Source organism: Sphingomonas sp. Leaf20 (assembly GCF_001421535.1).
GTDB lineage: Bacteria > Pseudomonadota > Alphaproteobacteria > Sphingomonadales > Sphingomonadaceae > Sphingomonas.
On record NZ_LMKN01000012.1, the window covers coordinates 26,555 to 44,339 of the forward strand.

Here is a 17,785-nt window from a genome sequence, read left to right on the forward strand (position 1 = left end):
CGCTACCGGCCCGTTTCACTCCTTCTACGCGTCCCGCACGCCGATCCCTTGTTCGGTGTTCAACTTTTCGAGGAGGCGCGAGCGGGCACGGTAGAGGCGGGTTTCGACAGCCTTCTGGCTGATCCCCAGCACGTCGGCGGTTTCGGCTTGGCTCAAACCCTCGATGGTGCGCAGCACCAGAGCCTCTTTTAGATTCATGGGCAGAGCGGAAATGGCATCTGTTACCCGGTCCAACTCCTGGCGGTCGGCTGCGCCGTCGTCGATTGCCACCTGATCGTCCACCACAGCTTCAGCCCGATGATCGATGGGGGCCGCGAAGGAGAAGAACCGGCGCACCGTGCGCTTTCGCGCCCAGTCACGACATTTGTTGATCGCGATCGTCGAAAGCCACGCTCTCATGGCGCGCTGCCCGTCGTAGCGCGGGAGGGCCTGGTGTGCGGCGACGAACGTCTCCTGCACCAGATCAAGCGCTTCGTCGGGTTCGCCGACGCATGCCCGCGCGAGCCGGAACACCGGCTGTTGGTAGCGTCGCACGATTTCGGCAAAAGCGGCCTGCCGACCGGCAATGCTGAGCGTCGCCAGCTCGCCATCGGACAGCGTGGTCCAATCGAGGCTCACCCCTGGCCGTCGGTGAGCGCCTTCACCACCGCAGCATCGAATTGAGAGGTCTGATCGGTGCGCAGAAGCTGCCGCATGGCAAAGATATGCGCCAACGTGGCCTTCTGCAGCTCGCCCATCGCGGCATGGCTCTGATCGACCGCGGCCGTGACCCGCGGGCCGTTGCCGTGCTCGGCCTCGATCGCCTCGGCGAGCCGAGCATTGGTCGCGCGCAACTCCAGCTCGAGAGCGCGCCGTTGCACCGCGAACCGGTCCTCCAGAACCTTCAGCTTTGCCTGCTGATCGGCATCGAGCGCGAGCTTGTGGTGCAGGACCTCGTGCAGCGCGGCGCCCGGCTGCTTGGGCTGGGGCAACAGCGCACGTCCAACGAACACGCCCCCGATCGCCGCGAGAAAGGCGAGTACGACACACAGCAGGACGCGCTTGGTCGAGGTCACGGCTCGCCGATCAGCAAAGTCGAGGGTGCGAGCGGCGAGGCCCCGCCGAGCGGTGCGAGCGACACCGCGGGGCTCGCGGTCGCGGGCAGCTCGGCGCCGATCATGCCGATCGCCAATGCCGCGACCGTCACCGCACCGATGCCGAGCCCGGCCTGTCGCACGACCGGCCGTGTGCCGATGCGCGCGAGAACACGTGCTTCGACGTCGTCCAGCGCAGCCGGAACAGGTGCTCCCGCCAACCTCACCAACGCTCTGTCCAGATCATCCATGTTTTCCACTCCGCCCCTCTAACACTGGTTACGCAGCGCTGCCCATCATCCCTCATCGGTCGCGTGAGGGGTGCGCGACCGTGCCGCGTAGAATGGACAGAACATCACGGAGTAACCGCATGCGTCGCGCCCTAATCCCTGCCGCCCTTGCCATCCTCGGGCTCGCCAGCGCCGCCCAGGCTCATCCTAAGCTGCTGTCCGCCTCACCGGCGCCGAACGCGACTGTCGCCAAGCCCGCGCGCCTCGCGCTGCGGTTCAGCGAGAAGCTGATGCCGAAGTTCTCGGGCGCGGACCTGATGATGACCGCGCATGGCGGCACCGCGCACGCGCCCATGAAGGTCGCGGCTGCGGCCGGGGTCGCCGATGATGGCCGCACGCTCGTCGTCACGCCCAAGGCGCCGCTCGCCGCGGGGCGCTACAGCGTCGCTTGGCATGTGGTCTCGGTTGACACCCACCGGGTAGCCGGAAACTTCGCCTTCGCGGTCAAGTAAGGGTGGAGACCGACTGGCCGCTGATCGCGGTTCGCGTCGCGCTTTATGCAACGCTGAGCGGGTTGTTCGGCTTGTCGGCCTTTAGTCTCTACGGCCTCAAAGCCGGCGAGCGCGCCAATGCGCTCGCCTTGCGCCCCTGGCTCGTCGGAAGCGGCCTGCTCGGCCTCCTGTTCTCCGGGATCGCCCTCGCACTGCTCGCGGCGGCGATGGCCGGGGCACCGCCCTGGCCGGTCGATCAGGAGGCGATCGGGATGCTCCTCTCCGGGTCCGCAACGGGCACCGCGTGGGAAGCGCGCATAGCTGCGCTCGTGGTGGCGTCGGTCGCGGCCCTCGTGGCAACCGATCGCGCGGCTTTGCTCGGCTTGGTGACGTTCGCTGCGGCCGTGGCGCTCGCCACGCTTGCTTGGACAGGACACGGCGCGATGGACGAGGGCGCTGTTGGCTGGGTGCATCTGGGCGCCGACATTCTTCACCTGCTTGCGGGCGGAGCCTGGGCCGGAGCCCTACTCGGGCTCGTGCTTCTGGTCGCCCGGCCGGTCGGCCGCGTCGACGCCGCCCATCTGACTCTGACGCACCGCGCACTGCACGGGTTCGGCATGGTCGGCACGATCCTGGTCGGCACGATCGTCGTCACGGGTGTCGTCAACGCGTGGCTGCTGGTCGGCCTCGCCAATCTGCCGGACCTTCCGACTACGCGCTACGGCCAGCTTCTGATCGCCAAGCTAGCGCTGTTCGGCACAATGCTCGCGCTCGCGTCGCTCAACCGCTTCAGACTTACGCCGGCGTTCGAGCGCTCGATCGCCGCGGCCGATCATCACGGCGCGCTTCGCGCCCTGCGGCGCAGCCTCGCGGTCGAGGCGAGCTGCGCAGTGGCGATCCTGGCGCTCGTCGCATGGCTGGGGACGCTCGAACCGCCCGCTTCGGCGATGTGAAGGGCGGGCGGCCAAGCGCCGCCCGCCTCGCCGCTCAGGCGGCCATCTTCTCGCATTCCTCGGCGCACCGCTCGCAGGCGGCGACGCACTCTTCCATCCCGTCCAGCCCTTTGCAGCTCGCCGCGCAAGCCCGGCAGATCTGAGCGCAGATGCCGCACACGAGCTTATGCTGGTCGGAGCCGCGCGCCATGAAGTCGAGCGAGGTGGCGCAAACCTGCGCGCAATCCAGCATGATCTTGATGTGGTCGGGCGCGGCGTGCGGGCCGCCTACCTGAAGGCAATGCTGCGTCGTCATCGACAGACAGGTAATGTGGCAGTGGTGGCAGGCATCCATGCAGGCCTGCATTTCGGCGCTCATGTGGTGGTGCATCGTCGTTCTCCGCGTAAGGCCCCCCTTATTCGCAGTACGTGCCGCACCGGTGCTTCCCTTAGATAGGTGCTTCCATTTATCGCTAATTGTTCGTGGCTTTCGATTAGGAGTAATCACAGTGATACCGCCCCGTTGACCTGTGACGTTGTGGGATATCGGTCTCCGATGGGTTGGTGCTCGTTGGTCTTTGAAAGGCCTAGGAACAAAAAGGATTTTCCTAGAAATCGGGGCCGGTTTTTTGAAGTTAGTCGCGGACTGTAAAAAGACCAGTATTCTAAGGTGCTTTCAGGGTATACGTTAAAAGCACCGGGGATTGTACACGCTGGGCAGCTTCACGTCGGCGAACCATAATCCTAACGGTGTGGTACAGAGCAGGCCCTCTGGCATACCGTGAGGACGGTTGCTGCTAGGCAGGTAAAGGTCTAAAAGTTGATAACGATGCTGATCAAAGGTGCAGAGGCCACTATGACGCTACAGATCAACATAACGCCAAATGGGCGCATGAGCCTGCCTGCTGACGTTCGCAAGCGCTTGGGCCTGACGGGTGGCGGTGCGGTATATCTCGACGAAACCGAAGATGGCGTTGTTCTGCGAACCGCCAGCCAGGCGGTGGCAAGGGCGCAGGCGCTGGCCGCGCAATATACCGGCGGTAATCCCGACGCCTCGGTGGACGCCTTCCTACAACGGCGTCGTGAGGACAGCGGCGAATGAGCGTGGTTCTCGACGCTTCGGCTCTCATCGCGATGATCAAGGGTGAAAAGGGATCCGCCAAGGTTGCAGCCGGTATTGCCGGTGCACGAGTGAGCAGCGTGAACTACGCCGAGGTGGTGACCCACTTCATCCATACCGGAATGCCCGAGCGAGAAGTTGATGCCATGCTTGATCCGCTGCCACTGACGGTAGTGCCGGCCGACAAGGCCTTGGCGCAAATCGCCGGGCGGCTGCGCGCCGCGACGGCCGAGGCGGGCCTTAGCCTTGGAGATCGCTTTTGCCTGGCGCTTGCCCGACGGGATGGGTTGCCTGCTTGGACCAGCGACCAGAACTGGAAGAAGGTCGCGGATGCGGTCGAGGTCAAGGTCGTGACGATCCGCTAGAACTTGGCGGGAAGGGGAGGGGGCAACCACCTGTCGATCCTCTGGGAGCGGAAGGTCTGCATTCTGGTGGAAAACCGCCTGTCCGCTGTTTGGCGGCATTTCGGCGAAAGCTGCCGGGCGACTTCCGACCCAATCCCGGCCGTTGGGCAGATCGGCGCGCCATCCCAAAACCCGCCCTTCCGAGAATCCGCAGCAGTCCCGTTTCTTCATGTTCAACAGACCATTTCGGGAAAACTCAATCTGGAACAGATTTCGGGAAAGCGGCCCCGCGCGACGCCGCAAGAGGGCGGATGTTGTCCGGGCGATCCCGTTCAACCTTCCCAATCGGGAAAGCCCTGATCCAACGCACCCGTTCAGGGACCGGCACTGCCGACCGGTTTCCATCACAGCTTCTGCTTGGGAACGCGCGTCAGGCAAGGGACGTGGTCATTCGGTCCGCCGAAGCACGCCAGGCAACCTTGTGAGCATCCAGCCAGTTGTCGTCGTAATACGTACAGCCATAGCGGTCACCGCTGTCGCATAGCAGCGTGACGACGCTGCCCACCTCTCCGGCGATGGCCATCTCCTCGATCAGCGCTGCGCACGCCCAGAGGTTCGTGCCGGTCGAGCCGCCGACACGCCGGCCAAGCCGGGCCGACAACGCCCGCATCGCGCCGATGCTGGCGCCGTCGTCGACCGCGGTCATGCGATCGATGACGCCGGGCACGAAGCTTGCCTCGACGCGCGGGCGGCCGATCCCTTCGACGAGCGAACAGCATCCTTCCGGCAGCGTCGTGACGCCAGGGTTTGCATGGTGGCGGTGAAAAACCGAATGTACCGGATCGGCGACGCAGAGCAGCGAGGCGTGGCGGCGATAGCGGATGAAGCGTCCGATCGTCGCGGAGGTGCCCCCGGTGCCTGCGCCGCATACGATCCAGCTCGGCACTGGATGCTCCTCAGCCGCCATCTGGGCGAAGATGCTCTCGGCGATGTTGTTGTTGCCGCGCCAGTCGGTTGCGCGTTCGGCATAGGTAAACTGATCCATGAAGTGCCCGCCGATCTCCGCAGCCAAGCGGTGCGAGGCATTCCAGACGTCGCGCGGGTCATCCACCATGTGCGTCTCGCCGCCGTGAAAGCGGATCGCATCGAGCTTCGGCGCGGCGGTGCTGGCCGGCACGACCGCGATGAACCGTAATCCCAGCATCCGCGCGAAATATGCCTCGCTGACCGCGGTCGATCCGGACGACGCCTCGATAATGCAGGTGTCGGGGCCGATCCACGCGTTGCACAGTGCGTAGAGGAAGAGCGACCGCGCCAGTCGGTGCTTGAGGCTTCCGGTCGGATGGGAACTCTCGTCCTTCAGGTAGAGCATGATGCCGGGAAAGCGTGGGAGATCGAGCCGGATGAGATGGGTGTCGGCCGAGCGCGTGGCATCCGCCTCGATCCGGCGCACAGCGCAGTCCCGCCATGCTCGCGCGCCCATCGCAGGCGCATTGTGGAGGCTATCGAGGGTTGCGGATATGGGGAGAGGGCGGTGCATGAGAGTGGAATTTCCGAATTGAGTGCTCATGGTCATCTAGACGAAGATGCGGTGGAGAGGCGTGCAAAGGTCAGCGCATATAGAGATTACTCTGCACGTCTGACCTGCCTTTTGCAGATATGACGCACACGGTAAGCGTGCCCCTCGGATCAGCACAACATCATCGGAAAGAAGCCCATGTCGATCGACTCCCGCGACATCGCCTGCCTCTCGCTTCTCCAGACGGATGCGGAACTGCCTGTGCAGGCCATCGCCGACCGTATTGCGCTGTCGCCATCGGCAACCTCGCGCCGGATCACGCAACTGCGCCAATCGGGTTTCATTTTGCGGGTTGTGGCGTTGCTCGACCGCCGCCTGCTGCGTGTGCCGACCACGATATTCCTCACCGTTCGCGCCGTTCACAACGAAGAATGGACACAGCGCTTCAGGAACGCTGTTGCCGCCATACCCGAGATCGTCGAAGCGCATCGGCTGGCAGGCAATCTCGACTATATCATGCGGATCGTCGTGCCGGACGTCGAAGCCTATGACCAGATCTACAAGCGCCTTATCGCGGACGTGCCGATAACTGAGGTCAGCGCCTATTTCTCGATGGAGACGTTAAAGGAGGAGACGGCATTGCCGCTGAACCATGTAGACGCAGCCGGAAGGTAATTCCGTTGGTTCCGATGGGGCAGTGTAGATGACAATCGCCTTCCCGTTTCACCATCGTTTTCGGGACAGCCGGCGGGAGAACTAGTGGCAGCTATCCGCGTCGACGTGTCCGATAGCTGCCCGGCAGGAAAGTCCCCATTTGACGCCATTCGGGACGGCCCGCTCGTTCCCAGAAGTGGATCGTTATTGAGAAGGACGTTGGTTCAGCCAGTTGCCAACGCTACCACCACGATCATTGAAGGTCTCAACGAGTGCGGCAAGGCTGATCGACCCCAACCGTGCGATCAGGAGCCGTTCGGCTTCCTCAAGCGCATCGCCCAAGGCTTCGTTGACGACGCTGGCGACTTGGCACCCAGGCTCGGGATGCTCGATTCCGATTGCAAACAGGCGAGGGCCGCCAACGGCACGATGCACGTCCAAGAGGGTCACTGCATTCAGATCGGCCGCGATGGCCCAACCACCGCCGTGTCCCTTTTCTGATTTGACATAACCCGCATCACGCAGGCCCGACATCGTGCGACGGATCAGGACAGGATTGGTCCCGAGCATCCGAGCGATTGTCTCTGATGTCATCGGACCATTGTGCCGCGCCATATGGATCAGCACGTGCAACATACGAGAGAGGCGACCGTCGTTCCGCATGAGGCCATCATCGTGGCTGGCATCGACTTGGCAAGCCTTGGCCATCTCGATACCTGAAGAGTTGCGTGATTCGGGGGCTTTAGTGATGCGTAACGAGGTCGACCACTGGGACAGCGCGGCTGAGCGCTACGAGAAAACGGCGCATCCTTACACGGCGCGCTATGTCGAGGCCGCACTGGCTCATGTACCATTGACGCATGCGTCCCGTGTGCTCGACATTGCCGCTGGTACCGGCGCGCTCGCCTTGGCGGCTGCGCGGACGGGAGCCCGGGTTCTCGCAACCGACTTCTCTCCAGGCATGGTCGCGCGCATCGCGGCGAAGGCGGTGCCAAACGTCGAAGCGCGGGTGATGGATGGTCAGGCGCTCGGGCTGCCCGACGCCGGTTTCGACGCGGTGTTCTCAATCTTCGGCGTGTTCATGTTCCCGGATTGGCGGAAGGGACGCGCCGAGATGGCACGCGTTACCCGCCCCAACGGATACGGCGTCGTCGCGGTCTGGCAAGATCGCGGTGCCGGCGCCTTCATGCTGTTGGGTAAGCTGATCCAGAAACTGTTTCCTGAGCGCGATCTATCCGCCATGCCGGATGCCATGGCGATCCTCAGCACGGCAGAAGGTCTGTCCGGCGAGCTGCTCGAAGCAGGCTATCGTCATCCGCAAACTGAGCTTGTGACCCGCGACTTCGACCTCGACATGGCAGCGTTGAACGACCTCGACGCGCTGTTCGGCCCATCGCCCGACTGGAAGAGCCTCAACGCTACGCAGAAGGGTATGATCGTCGCCGAGCTACGTCAGATGGCTGGCGATCGGCCACAGCTTCCGATCCCTTCAACCGCATTGATCGGCGTGGCGCGACGGAAATAATTCGCGAGATCGCACCAAATGGCTTCGATCACCAACCCTGCCGTCATTCTCGGAACTGCATTCCGAAGAGACATCGGCCGTCTTTGTCGTCGTTCCCAATCGAAAAGCCGAAATGAAGATCTAGCCTCCACTTACAGGGCGCAAGGCAAAGTATAAGCTATGATGGACCTGCTCGGGTTGATCGCCGCGCATTAAACGTACCTCAATGTCGGTCGCAATCGCTATTCGTGAATCAGTTGGCGCCGGGAGGATAGGTGAGCGCAATCATTTGAGACAGGGCACGATCAGTGTGGAACGGCGTTCGTGGCTCGGTTGAAAACGAGGCTAGCCAGACTCCGTCGGCCGCCAACCGGACCACCTCACACATTGCATTGCTGTCCGTCGCTTCATGAATTTGGATTCTTTCCGCCAGCCACTTGCTCCAGTGGGTTTGCAACTCCGGATCGGCAAGGATTGTCATCGACATCCCCGCTGAGGGATTGTCCTTTCCCAATGCCTGGTCATGAAAAACAGCCCGAACATAGGCCCTGGTGAAACGGCCATGCTCTACGGGGTCGTCGACCATAGCGGCAGAAATTGCCTGGTCGAAGTGATCGAGGAGCTCCTGGAACATCGCATGGATGAGGGCCTGCTTGTTGGGAAAATGGTGAAATAGCCCACCCTTCGTCACACCCGCACTGCCCGCGACGGCGCTAAGGGTAACCGCTGCAAGCCCATGCGCGGCCGCAAGTCTGGCAGTGCTGTCGAGTAGGGCGCGCCTTACGCCCTCTGGGTCCTTCTTCCGCTCGAATGCACTGGTCAATGTGTCATGCTCTTTGAGAAACCGTTGACGATCACGACACCGACTAGGATGAAACCAATGCCGATGACAGCAGGCATATTCAACCGCTGTTTGAAGACGATGACGCTCATAGCCGCGGTCAGAATGATCCCGAGGCCTCCCCATAGGCCGTACGCAACGCCGAGCGGGACCTGGCGGAGGGCCTGCGCCAGCAGATAGAACGAGAGCGCGTAAAAGATAGCTGCGACCGTTGTCGGTCCGAGCTTCGTCACATGCTCGGAACGCGCCAGGAAGTTAGTCCCGGTAACTTCGAAGACGATGGCTCCGGCAAGAGCCACGTACGCTGCTGCAATTCCGCTCATCTACTATCCAATCAGTAGCGCCGATGCCGCAACCGGCACGGCATCCTGGCTGCCAGATTACAGGATGGACGGGCAGGAACCGAACACGCCCCGCCTTGTTTGTCTTGCAACCGACCGTCCGGTATGTTTAACGCGAGACCCCGATGCCTGTTCCCAAGCCCCTGCATCACAGCCCCTATCTACCCTACGATGAGGGAGTGCAGATGTATAACACGGCTTGGGGCCACCTGACGCCATGGGAGTTTTCCGATTGGAAGGCTGAAACTCTATCCTGGAAGGAAGGCGTCTACTTTCACGCGGGACTTAACCCCAACCTTCGCAACGTCATCACGGGCCCCGACGCGCTACGCATGTTCAAGGAGACGTGCATCAACAGCTTCGAGAAGTTCTCCGTCGGAGCATCCAAGCATGGGGTGATGTGTAACGACTGCGGTAACACGATGGCCGATGGACTGATCTGGCGAACTGGGGAGGAAGAGTACGTCAACATGGGCCATGGCCCCTATGTCGACTATCTTGCCCAAAGCGGCAGATATGACATTAAAGTCGACAATCGCGACGGCAAGACTTTCCTCTTCCAGATCGCCGGTCCCCATTCTCTCGCGGTGATGGAGGCGCTGACGGGTGAAAGCCTACGCGACATCGAATTCTTCTGGCATCGGCCAAGCGCGGTTCCTCAGGAAGCATGGCTAAAGCGCGACATAAAGGTGCGTATCTACTGCGTCGGCGTCGCGCGAACCTTGGCTTACGAGGTTCATGGCGAGATTGATGATGCCGAGGCAGTGTACGAGGCCATACTGAAGGCAGGCGAGCCGTACGGCATCAAACGACTTGGGCTTCAAGCCTATGGAATGAACCACACCGAAGGTGGTTTCGCACAATCGTTTATCCATTTCCTGCACGCCTGGACCGAAGATCAGGCCTTCATGGATTACATCGGTGATCAGTATTCTTCGATTCTCGAGGTGCTTCCGGGCAGTGCCGGCGATGACATCACAAAACGATATGCCAATCCGTATGAGCTAGGCTTGGGTCAAATGGTGAAGTTTGATCATGATTTCACGGGCCGCTCCGCTCTTGAGGCTGTGGCAGCCTCCAACCACCGCCGCATTGTAACACTTGAATGGGACGATACGGACGTACTAGCGGTGCAGGCAGCACAGTTTTCACCGAAGTCGCGAGTGCAGTCGATGGACCCCGTTACCAATCAGGTCTGGCAAGGCTACATGTCGCGGACATTCTGCGATGATGTTCTAGTCGGTGATCGCATCGTCGGCATGTCGAGTGGACGAATGATGAGTCACTATTATGGCAAGATGATCTCGCTTGCGATTGTTGATGCTGATGTAGCAGCGCAAGGGAGCGTCATGGAAGTTCTTTGGGGAGACCCCGGTACCGATCAGATGCGTATTAGTGCCCGATCAAGCCGCTTCCCCTACATCGATCTCCCTCACAACAACAATATCGATGTCCATAGCATTTGAAAGCGGGGCGCCGACGGACAGTCGGTCGTGGAAAGAAGGTCTAGACATGAGCACAAAGCCTATCCTCGTCACCGGCGCTACCGGCAAAACCGGGCGCCGTGTCGTGAGGATTCTCCGTAGCCGCGGTCTGCCGTATCGCGCCGCGTGCCGTGAAGGAGATGTCTCGTTTGATTGGGACGACGAGGCAACGTGGCCTGACACCGTCCGTGATGTCGAGGTCGCCTATCTCGTCATCCCTGACTTGGGTAGCAACGAGGCGACGGCTAAAGCAGGCCGATTTGCCAAGCTGATGGCGTTGGCCGGTGGAAGGCGGGTCGTGATGGTTTCCACACCTGACGACATGAGCGACTTCCACAGGCAGGTGAAGGCGACCGAGAGCGCCATCAAGAGCGCTGGTCTGGTGCTGACAAGCTTACGCTTGCGCTGGTTCTATCAGAATTTCAGCGAGGACTTTCTACATCCGGCCGTGATGTCTGGTTCGCTACGCCTTCCCGCCGGCAACGGAATGGAGGCGTTTATCGACGCAGATGATATTGCCGCCGTAGCGGTCGAAGCGCTGCTGAATGATAGTTTTGCGGCTCAAGATCACGAATTGACCGGCCCCCGCCTCATGAGCTTTGGGGACATCGCGGCCGATCTCTCGCGAGCCACAGGGAGACACATAACATATGCCCCCGTAACCCCTGAGCAATTCGTCGCAGAGCAAATTGCGGAGGGCGTCGATGTAGATTGGGCAAACCTTCTCGGCAATTTGTACCAAGTGATTTCAGTTGGAACGCTGGAAGCTACCAGCCTCGACGTCGGGCTGATACTGGGGCGGCCTCCCCGTGATTTTGCAGACTTTGCGACGAAAGCGGCCCGCGAAGGCGCTTGGTGGTGACTTATGGCGCGGCGATTGATCCACCGCCAGAGCGAACAGCTTACGTCAATGACGGATTCCCCGGCGGAGGTAGGAGGCATTCAACTTGGTCGATTGAGTGATCGGGGCAATCGCAACTGGTTCGACATCCTTCGGTGCCATCTGCTACGGCATAGCATGGAAGCTGGAAGACCTAGGATGCGGCGGGACGCTGAGGCAAATCGCGAAAAGCTCGTGCTTGCGGCGAAGCGTTTGATGCAGGACCAAGGCGGAGACGTCTCGGTCGAAGTTATATGCGAACTAGCCGGCATCACTCGCGGCACGTTCTACCGAAATTTTCCAGATCGTGCGGCCCTCTACGAGGCGGTCCTTGAGCACGAGCTTGAAGACATGATCGCGGCGCTGGAGGTTCCTGCGGCCGATCCTTTGACCTTCCTTCGGCTTTTTGCCGAAATGATGATGGTCTACGACAAATTTCTGACTGTCCTGCCGGACATGGATGACTGCCGTACCAATCGAGCCAGCGAAGCCAAGATCATAGCTGCGATTGCCCCTGCTCTTGGGCGCGCTCAGGCAAACGGCGTCATTGCTTCGGATATTACAGGTGAAGACATCATGATACTCTGCCGGATGATCTCAGCGGACTGGAGGCTTGATCCGGTAGGAAGCAAGGAAGAGGCTCTCGATCGCCGGCTCGGATTGCTCCTTCGCGGCATATCTCCACGAGCCTCAGAATAACCCTTTCAGTAAGCGTACACCCTTGTATAGGTTTCGCAAAACGCTTGCGGGACAAGCACTATCGGCGGGGCACTGCCATTCAGGGGAACCAGATATGGCAGACGATCGCCGTAGAAATGATGCCAATCACTCCGACGCCGAGGACGGTGATCGGGAGGATCAGGACAGCCAGAAAGATCATGGCTCTACTGACGACGATGGTCCCGATACTGACGACGGTGAGCCGGAGGACGATCGTACCGCTAAGGAAAAAGTCTCCGGTTGGCTGGAGACCCCGAAGCACCGCGTGATCGCGATCATCGCGGTGGTCGTGGTCATAGCCTTGGTGATCGGCGCTATCGTCTGGTGGTCGCAGGCTCGGAAATGGCAATCGACCGAGAACGCTTACATCCGGGGACCGGTCGCAAGGCTCTCTCCAGGCGTATCGGGAAACGTCACGCAGGTGTTCGTCGTCGACAATCAGATTGTACGGGCTGGTCAGCCGCTCGCAGCCATCAGCGTTGGTTCCTACGAAGTCGCCCTCCGACAGGCCGAGGCGGAAGTCGCAACCGCGCAGGCACAGGTGCAACAGTCGCAGGCGGCATTGGTCACGGCACGTGCCCAGGTGCGTCAGGCTGCTGCCACCGCTCGCGCCCGCGACGCCGAAGCCATCGCGGCAGACCGCGATTATCGCCGGTACGCCTCTCTCTCGGCAGGGGCAGTGGCGGAGGCCCAGCGCGACCGTGCTCGTGCTTCTGCTCAATCCGCGGTGGAGACGGCGCGAGCCGCTGACGAGACGACGCGGGCACAGGAAGCACGTATAGGACAGGCGATTGCCGACATCGCAGCGGCCCGTGCTCGCGTGAAGCAGGCCGAGGCGGCGCTTGCAAATGCACGTCTGCGGCGTGGCGACGCGATGGTCGTCGCGCCGATATCGGGGCGTGTGACGCAGTTCGATATCGAACCCGGCGACTATCTCGCACCCGGACAGCCGCTGGCCGCGATCGTCGGGCCTGCGCGCTGGGTGGAGGCCAACTTCAAGGAAGACCAGCTTCGACTTATGCGGCGCGGACAGGCGGTTGAGATCACGATTGCAGCATGGAGCGACTTCAAGCTGGCAGGGTACATCGACAGCTTCCAGGCAGGCTCCGGCGCGCAATTCTCGGCGCTTCCGCCCCAGAACGCGACCGGTAACTGGGTCAAGACCGTTCAGCGTGTACCGGTGAAGGTCCGCTTTCGCGAGAACGCGTTCCGCGAGTTCCCGGCCAAGGCCGACGTGGTTCCCGGCCTTTCGGTGACGGCAAGCGTCCGGGTCATGCCGTGACGCAAGGATTGCCTCGGGCGGCGAACAAGCCTGGCGTTCCTCCGCTCGTCGTCGCCGGCCTCGTCAGTTTCGGCACGCTGTTCGAGGTGGCGAACACCACCGGCATATCGGTAGGCCTGCGCACCATCGCGGGCGATCTCGCATCGGCGCCTGAGCAGGCCGACACGATCCTCACCGCCTATCTGGTCGCGCAGGCGGCGATCCTGCCGCTGTCAGGATGGGCGGCGGTCTGGTTCGGACGCAAGCGCTTCTACATCTTCTGCATCGCCATGTTCACGCTGGCGTCGGCGCTGTGCGGCCTGGCGTGGAACATCGAGAGCCTGATCTTTTTCCGCATCCTTCAGGGGGCTGCGGCCGCTGGCAACGCGGCCAGCGAAAGCTCGCTGATCGCCGACTCCTTGCCACCTGAGAAACGCGGCCTCGGCTTCGCCATATACGGGATGGCCGTGGTTGTCGGGCCGACGATCGGACCGGTCTATGGCGGGTGGGTCACAGAAAATTACAGCTGGAACTGGATATTCTTCGCCAACGTGCCCGCGGGGATCGCGGCGGTCATCGCCTGCACATTGCTGCTTCAAGACCCGCCTGCGGTTCGCGAAGTGACCAGGAAGCGCCGAGCCAAGGGCATGCGTCTGGACTGGTTCGGGTTCGTGCTCGCGGCGGGCGGATTGGCGCTGGTGTCCTATGTGCTCGATCGCGGCCAGACCAATGACTGGTTTGCATCCTCCTCAATACTTTGGGCCACGATCATCGGCAGCGTCATGCTGGCAAGCCTGCCGTTGTGGGAGCTGCTTGCCCGTGATCCGGTGCTCGACTTCCGACTGTTCAACAACCGCAATCCCGCCATCGCGATGATCCTCCTGTTCGTGACCGGCGCGGTGCTGTTCGGAGCGCCGACCATCTTCCCGCTCATGCTGCAGCAGGAGTTCGGCTACACTGCCACTTGGGCTGGCTTCGCCAATGCTGCCGGCGGTGCGTCGGTGCTGGCGTTGTTGATGTTCGTCGGCGGGCTAACGGGCAAGGTCGCGACGCGGCACCTCGTCGGTATAGGGTTCGCGACCGTGGTCGTCGGTATGTTTCTCAGTGCCCGGATCTACCCGGACCTGAGCTTCGGTCAGGTCGCGATGTTCAGCGTTGCCCAGTCTATCGGCATCGCCGTGATCTATTCGCCTCTCCAGAGCCACTCGTTCATTGGCGTGCCCGGCCATCTGCGTGAGCAGGTAGGCGCATTCAACGCCATGGCCGTGAACCTTGGCGGTTCAGTTGGCACTGCTTTGGCGGTGACGATGCTGGAGCGAGGACGGCAGTCGTTCCGTGAGGGTCTGGTGCCCTACGCATCACCGTGGAGCGACGAGTATCAACAAGCGCTTCGTCAGTACGGATCGCTGGAGGCCTTCGATCAGGCGCTGCAAAGCCAGGCATCGATCCTGGCCTTCCAAGCGGTCTTCTTCACGCTGGCGGTGATCGCCTTTTGCTGCTTGCCGCTGCTGTTCTTCCTGAAGGGCAAGCCAGGACCGGAGGATCAGGGATGAGGCGTTCACTGACAATGCTGATGCTCGCCGGGATGTCCGGCTGCGCGACCGGACCACGCTATGACCGACCCGCTATCGAGCCAGCACTGGCGAAGCCGTTCGCCAATGCACCGACCGCTGTTGCGACAACGCCGGCGCTCGAGACGTGGTGGACGCAACTCAGGGATCCGACACTCGATGCCTTGATTGCTGATACGCTGGCCCGCAACCCGGACATAGACGTCGCTCGTGCAAGGCTCCGTCAGGCTCGCGCACAGCGCAGGATCGTGAACGCGGATGGCCTCCCGACCCTCAACGCGGCCGGCATCGCGCAGCGGCAGACGTTCAGCGAGAACATCGACTTCGGCCTTGGGCAAGGCGGCCAGCAGAGTGGCGGTGGGCAGCAGGGTGGGGGCCAGCAAGGAGGTGGCCAACCGGGCGGCGGGCAGCAAGGAGGCGGGCAAGGCGGAAGCCTCGACCCGAGCCAACTTGGCGCTGGCGGTGCCGCAATCAACTTCTTCCAAGGCAGCTTCGATGCCGCCTGGGAAGTAGACCTATTTGGCGCGAACCGGTCCAAGCGTCGAGCGGCGGATGCGCAGGTATCCGCCGCAGCTCTGCGCATCGAGGACACGCGCACGAGCATCGCCGCAGAAGTGGCACGCGATTATCTGGTCGTACGTGAGGTGCAGGCCCGCCTCGCAGTTTCTCGCGCCACTCTTGCAATTGCCCGGCGAACACAGGCGCTCGCTCGTGAGCAGGAGAGAGCCGGACTAGTCACCGAAGCAGATACCGCCCGAACCGACGCGCAGGTGCTGGCGGTCGAAACCGCCGTGCCGCAGCTGGAGCTCCTCGAGCTGCAGGCGGCGCAGCGCCTGGCCGTTATGGCCGCTCGTCAACCCTCGGCATTGCGGCTAACGCTCGCCCCAGTACGCAGCATCCCTGCCGTCGCGCGTCCGATCGCAGCAGGCTTGCCGTCGGAATTGTTGTTGCGGCGTCCGGACATACGCATTGCGGAACGTCAGCTGGCAGCCGCGACAAACAGCGAGGCTGGTGCGGTACGAGATCTTTATCCCAGGCTGTCGCTTAATGCCTCGGCAGGAACTCAGGCTGATACGGTCGGCGGGCTATTCGACTGGGCAAGCAAGTTCTACCGGCTCGCAGCTAACCTTACCGCACCGATCTTCGACGGTGGTCGGCGCAGGGCGCAGGTGGAGCTGGAACGAGGGCGGGTCGATGAGGCAGCCGCGCGTTATCGACAGACGATCTTCACCGCGTTTCGTGAAGTCGAAGATGGACTCGCTGCGATCGCGCGAAACCGTGAACGACTGAGGCTGGCTGATCTTACCGTCGAGCGTCGAAACCAAGCGCGTGCAGTCCTCGACGAACAATATCGCGCTGGCCTGGTCGGCCTGCTCGATCTGCTCACGGCGCAGCGGGACCATGCTGACGCTCAGTCGCTCGCCGCCAACGCTCGTGCACAGGTGACGGTCGACTGGATCGGGCTGCAAAAAGCGCTGGGCGGCGGTTGGAACCCTGCTTCCGTAACTACTAAGGAGAATGGGATATGATCAGACGCCTGCTGCCTGTCGCGGGGCTCCTGGCCTTGCTTGCGGGATGCTCGGATCCGCTCGACGATGAGCCCAAGGGGCAGACGATCCCAACCCATGCGGATCTGACGACCCGCTACGCGGCCGGAGCTGGTCCTGCGGGTGGCGGCATGAATGCATCGATGGGTGGAGGCACGCCTTCGGCCAACGGCGCAGCCAGTGGTGATCAGCAGTCCATGTCGCAGGGTGCTCAGATGCAGGCGCAAGGCGCCGGGTTAGCATCTCAAGGTGGTGCTGGTGGCGGCGCCAGCACGGGTGGTTCGGTCCCACCGGCGGGCCTTCAAACTGCCCCCGGCGGGCAGGGTGACACCGGCGCCCAGAGCGGATCCAGTGGACAGGGCGGTACCAGCGGGGCTGCCGGTGGCGGGTCCGGTGGTTGAGGCGCCGCTTGGCGAAGCCAATCTGCGCAGCGCTGGCTTGGGAGGATCTGCCTGAGAAACATGGCGACTTGCCGAGTGCCACCATCCGAAACGATCAGGCGCGATCGCTTAGGCGGATTGAGTTTAAGCCTTCCCCGAGGAGCGCCTGTTCAGGTTAGCCGCCGTAAGCAACAGCGACCGTTAGCCAGACTGAGATGAGCATACAGCAGCACGCTGATGTAAACCTCTGATCCAGAAGTGAGGTAGTCAGCGCGGTGCCCATAATCACGACGCCGATCGTGGCACCGATTAGCCGAGTGCCGGGCATAAGTAGCGTGACGCCCGCGCAGGCGCATATCAATCCACTAATCCACCGTACCAACCAATTCGGGGCGAAGCCGTAGAGAAGCCCGACGCTTCTGACGGACGCTACGTGGCTGATAGCGAAAACGATGAAGATGGCTCCGAGGAGCCACGCTGACGCAACAGCAACATTTCCCACTTCATCCCCCACTTCGTGCGTCCGCAGACGTCGACGTCGGGGCTGAGAAGAACCCGCTGCGCAGGTGCAGGAACCACCACCCTGCTGCTCTATTCTCGACGATGGTTGCCTAGCGTTCAGTAGCTGGGCAGTCAATAAGCGTACATCACCGTACGGTATTGCTTATTTTTTGTCCCGAAATACCATCGTTTGTGGGACAGTCGCCAGCTGTGAGCTGCAACGCGCCGACACGGCCGTGCGAGCGCACATAAGACATAGCTTCAACCCTCAATGGAGCTTCTGCAGTGCCGTTTGGTAGGGTGCCGTTTGGTCTTCCTTTGTTAGGACTCCAGGCGGACCAAAGGGCCAATCCGAGCCAAATTTTTGATGTTCCTTTTTGGCGCAAATCGGA

The 17,785-nt window shown here is 61.9% G+C and carries 20 protein-coding genes; 12 read left to right on the plus strand and 8 right to left on the minus strand.

The annotated features are described in order from the left end of the window. Window positions 1-24 precede the first annotated feature (24 nt). Genes ASE72_RS18475 through ASE72_RS18485 form a run of 3 tightly spaced genes read right to left on the minus strand, consistent with a single transcriptional unit; the run spans window position 25 to window position 1,300 of the window. On the minus strand, window positions 25-618 hold the full coding sequence (locus tag ASE72_RS18475) for an RNA polymerase sigma factor (RefSeq protein WP_056025241.1): 594 nt from the start codon (window positions 616-618) through the stop codon (window positions 25-27). After that, window positions 615-1,055, minus strand: a complete 441-nt coding sequence (locus tag ASE72_RS18480; RefSeq protein WP_056025244.1) for a periplasmic heavy metal sensor — start codon at window positions 1,053-1,055, stop codon at window positions 615-617. The genes ASE72_RS18475 and ASE72_RS18480 overlap by 4 nt, the downstream gene beginning before the upstream one ends. After that, the gene (locus tag ASE72_RS18485; RefSeq protein ID WP_235532455.1) at window positions 1,052-1,300 is read right to left on the minus strand and encodes a hypothetical protein; all 249 of its coding nucleotides are present in this window, start codon (window positions 1,298-1,300) and stop codon (window positions 1,052-1,054) included. Before ASE72_RS18485 ends, ASE72_RS18480 begins: the two co-directional genes overlap by 4 nt. 143 nt (window positions 1,301-1,443) lie before the next feature. Here ASE72_RS18485 and copC point away from each other — a divergent pair, with 143 nt between their 5' ends. After that, entirely contained in the window at window positions 1,444-1,815 is a 372-nt protein-coding gene (gene copC / locus ASE72_RS18490; protein ID WP_056025248.1) for a copper homeostasis periplasmic binding protein CopC, read from the plus strand. A gap of 2 nt (window positions 1,816-1,817) precedes the next feature. Continuing rightward, window positions 1,818-2,747, plus strand: coding sequence for a copper homeostasis membrane protein CopD (copD, locus tag ASE72_RS18495; RefSeq protein ID WP_056025251.1), 930 nt, complete (start codon window positions 1,818-1,820; stop codon window positions 2,745-2,747). Between the two features lie 34 nt (window positions 2,748-2,781). Here copD and ASE72_RS18500 read toward each other — a convergent pair whose 3' ends face one another. Then, window positions 2,782-3,117: a four-helix bundle copper-binding protein gene (locus tag ASE72_RS18500; protein ID WP_056025254.1), complete on the minus strand. Its 336-nt coding sequence runs from the start codon at window positions 3,115-3,117 to the stop codon at window positions 2,782-2,784. 465 nt (window positions 3,118-3,582) lie between these two features. On the opposite strand from ASE72_RS18500, the gene ASE72_RS18505 reads away from it, so the two are divergent. Beyond that, the gene (locus tag ASE72_RS18505) at window positions 3,583-3,828 is read left to right on the plus strand and encodes an AbrB/MazE/SpoVT family DNA-binding domain-containing protein (RefSeq protein WP_056025358.1); all 246 of its coding nucleotides are present in this window, start codon (window positions 3,583-3,585) and stop codon (window positions 3,826-3,828) included. Next, entirely contained in the window at window positions 3,825-4,211 is a 387-nt protein-coding gene (locus ASE72_RS18510) for a type II toxin-antitoxin system VapC family toxin (protein WP_056025257.1), read from the plus strand. Before ASE72_RS18505 ends, ASE72_RS18510 begins: the two co-directional genes overlap by 4 nt. Window positions 4,212-4,620: 409 nt before the next feature. Here the strand turns inward: ASE72_RS18510 and ASE72_RS18515 are convergent, their stop codons facing one another. Next, window positions 4,621-5,673 carry a PLP-dependent cysteine synthase family protein gene (locus tag ASE72_RS18515; protein ID WP_056025260.1) on the minus strand — a complete coding sequence of 351 codons (1,053 nt, stop codon included), beginning with the start codon at window positions 5,671-5,673 and terminating at the stop codon, window positions 4,621-4,623. A gap of 234 nt (window positions 5,674-5,907) precedes the next feature. On the opposite strand from ASE72_RS18515, the gene ASE72_RS18520 reads away from it, so the two are divergent. Continuing rightward, on the plus strand, window positions 5,908-6,384 hold the full coding sequence (locus tag ASE72_RS18520) for an Lrp/AsnC family transcriptional regulator (RefSeq protein WP_056025262.1): 477 nt from the start codon (window positions 5,908-5,910) through the stop codon (window positions 6,382-6,384). 183 nt (window positions 6,385-6,567) lie between these two features. On the opposite strand, the gene ASE72_RS19885 is transcribed toward ASE72_RS18520, so the two are convergent. Beyond that, window positions 6,568-7,026: an Rrf2 family transcriptional regulator gene (locus ASE72_RS19885; protein ID WP_082446294.1), complete on the minus strand. Its 459-nt coding sequence runs from the start codon at window positions 7,024-7,026 to the stop codon at window positions 6,568-6,570. Window positions 7,027-7,111: 85 nt separating this feature from the next. On the opposite strand from ASE72_RS19885, the gene ASE72_RS18530 reads away from it, so the two are divergent. Beyond that, window positions 7,112-7,888: a class I SAM-dependent methyltransferase gene (locus tag ASE72_RS18530; RefSeq protein WP_056025268.1), complete on the plus strand. Its 777-nt coding sequence runs from the start codon at window positions 7,112-7,114 to the stop codon at window positions 7,886-7,888. A gap of 232 nt (window positions 7,889-8,120) precedes the next feature. Here the strand turns inward: ASE72_RS18530 and ASE72_RS18535 are convergent, their stop codons facing one another. Both ASE72_RS18535 and ASE72_RS18540 read right to left on the minus strand, forming a co-directional pair. Beyond that, window positions 8,121-8,690, minus strand: a complete 570-nt coding sequence (locus ASE72_RS18535) for a TetR/AcrR family transcriptional regulator (RefSeq protein WP_056025271.1) — start codon at window positions 8,688-8,690, stop codon at window positions 8,121-8,123. Next, the gene (locus tag ASE72_RS18540; RefSeq protein ID WP_056025274.1) at window positions 8,687-9,031 is read right to left on the minus strand and encodes a DMT family transporter; all 345 of its coding nucleotides are present in this window, start codon (window positions 9,029-9,031) and stop codon (window positions 8,687-8,689) included. The genes ASE72_RS18535 and ASE72_RS18540 overlap by 4 nt, the downstream gene beginning before the upstream one ends. A gap of 143 nt (window positions 9,032-9,174) precedes the next feature. Here ASE72_RS18540 and ASE72_RS18545 point away from each other — a divergent pair, with 143 nt between their 5' ends. The 6 genes from ASE72_RS18545 to ASE72_RS18575 all read left to right on the plus strand — a co-directional run bounded on the left by ASE72_RS18545 (window position 9,175) and on the right by ASE72_RS18575 (window position 16,494). Then, window positions 9,175-10,515, plus strand: coding sequence for an aminomethyltransferase family protein (locus ASE72_RS18545; RefSeq protein WP_056025278.1), 1,341 nt, complete (start codon window positions 9,175-9,177; stop codon window positions 10,513-10,515). A gap of 46 nt (window positions 10,516-10,561) precedes the next feature. Further along, window positions 10,562-11,395, plus strand: a complete 834-nt coding sequence (locus ASE72_RS18550; protein ID WP_056025281.1) for an NmrA family NAD(P)-binding protein — start codon at window positions 10,562-10,564, stop codon at window positions 11,393-11,395. A gap of 177 nt (window positions 11,396-11,572) precedes the next feature. Beyond that, a complete protein-coding gene (locus tag ASE72_RS18555) occupies window positions 11,573-12,112 on the plus strand; it encodes a TetR/AcrR family transcriptional regulator (protein ID WP_056025283.1) in 540 nt (179 codons plus the stop codon). A 94-nt stretch (window positions 12,113-12,206) separates the two neighbouring features. Continuing rightward, window positions 12,207-13,415: an HlyD family secretion protein gene (locus ASE72_RS19890; RefSeq protein ID WP_082446286.1), complete on the plus strand. Its 1,209-nt coding sequence runs from the start codon at window positions 12,207-12,209 to the stop codon at window positions 13,413-13,415. Continuing rightward, a complete protein-coding gene (locus ASE72_RS18570) occupies window positions 13,412-14,947 on the plus strand; it encodes a DHA2 family efflux MFS transporter permease subunit (protein WP_162235503.1) in 1,536 nt (511 codons plus the stop codon). The genes ASE72_RS19890 and ASE72_RS18570 overlap by 4 nt, the downstream gene beginning before the upstream one ends. A 14-nt stretch (window positions 14,948-14,961) precedes the next feature. Beyond that, a complete protein-coding gene (locus ASE72_RS18575; protein ID WP_056025294.1) occupies window positions 14,962-16,494 on the plus strand; it encodes an efflux transporter outer membrane subunit in 1,533 nt (510 codons plus the stop codon). The last annotated feature ends 1,291 nt before the right edge of the window (window positions 16,495-17,785 follow it).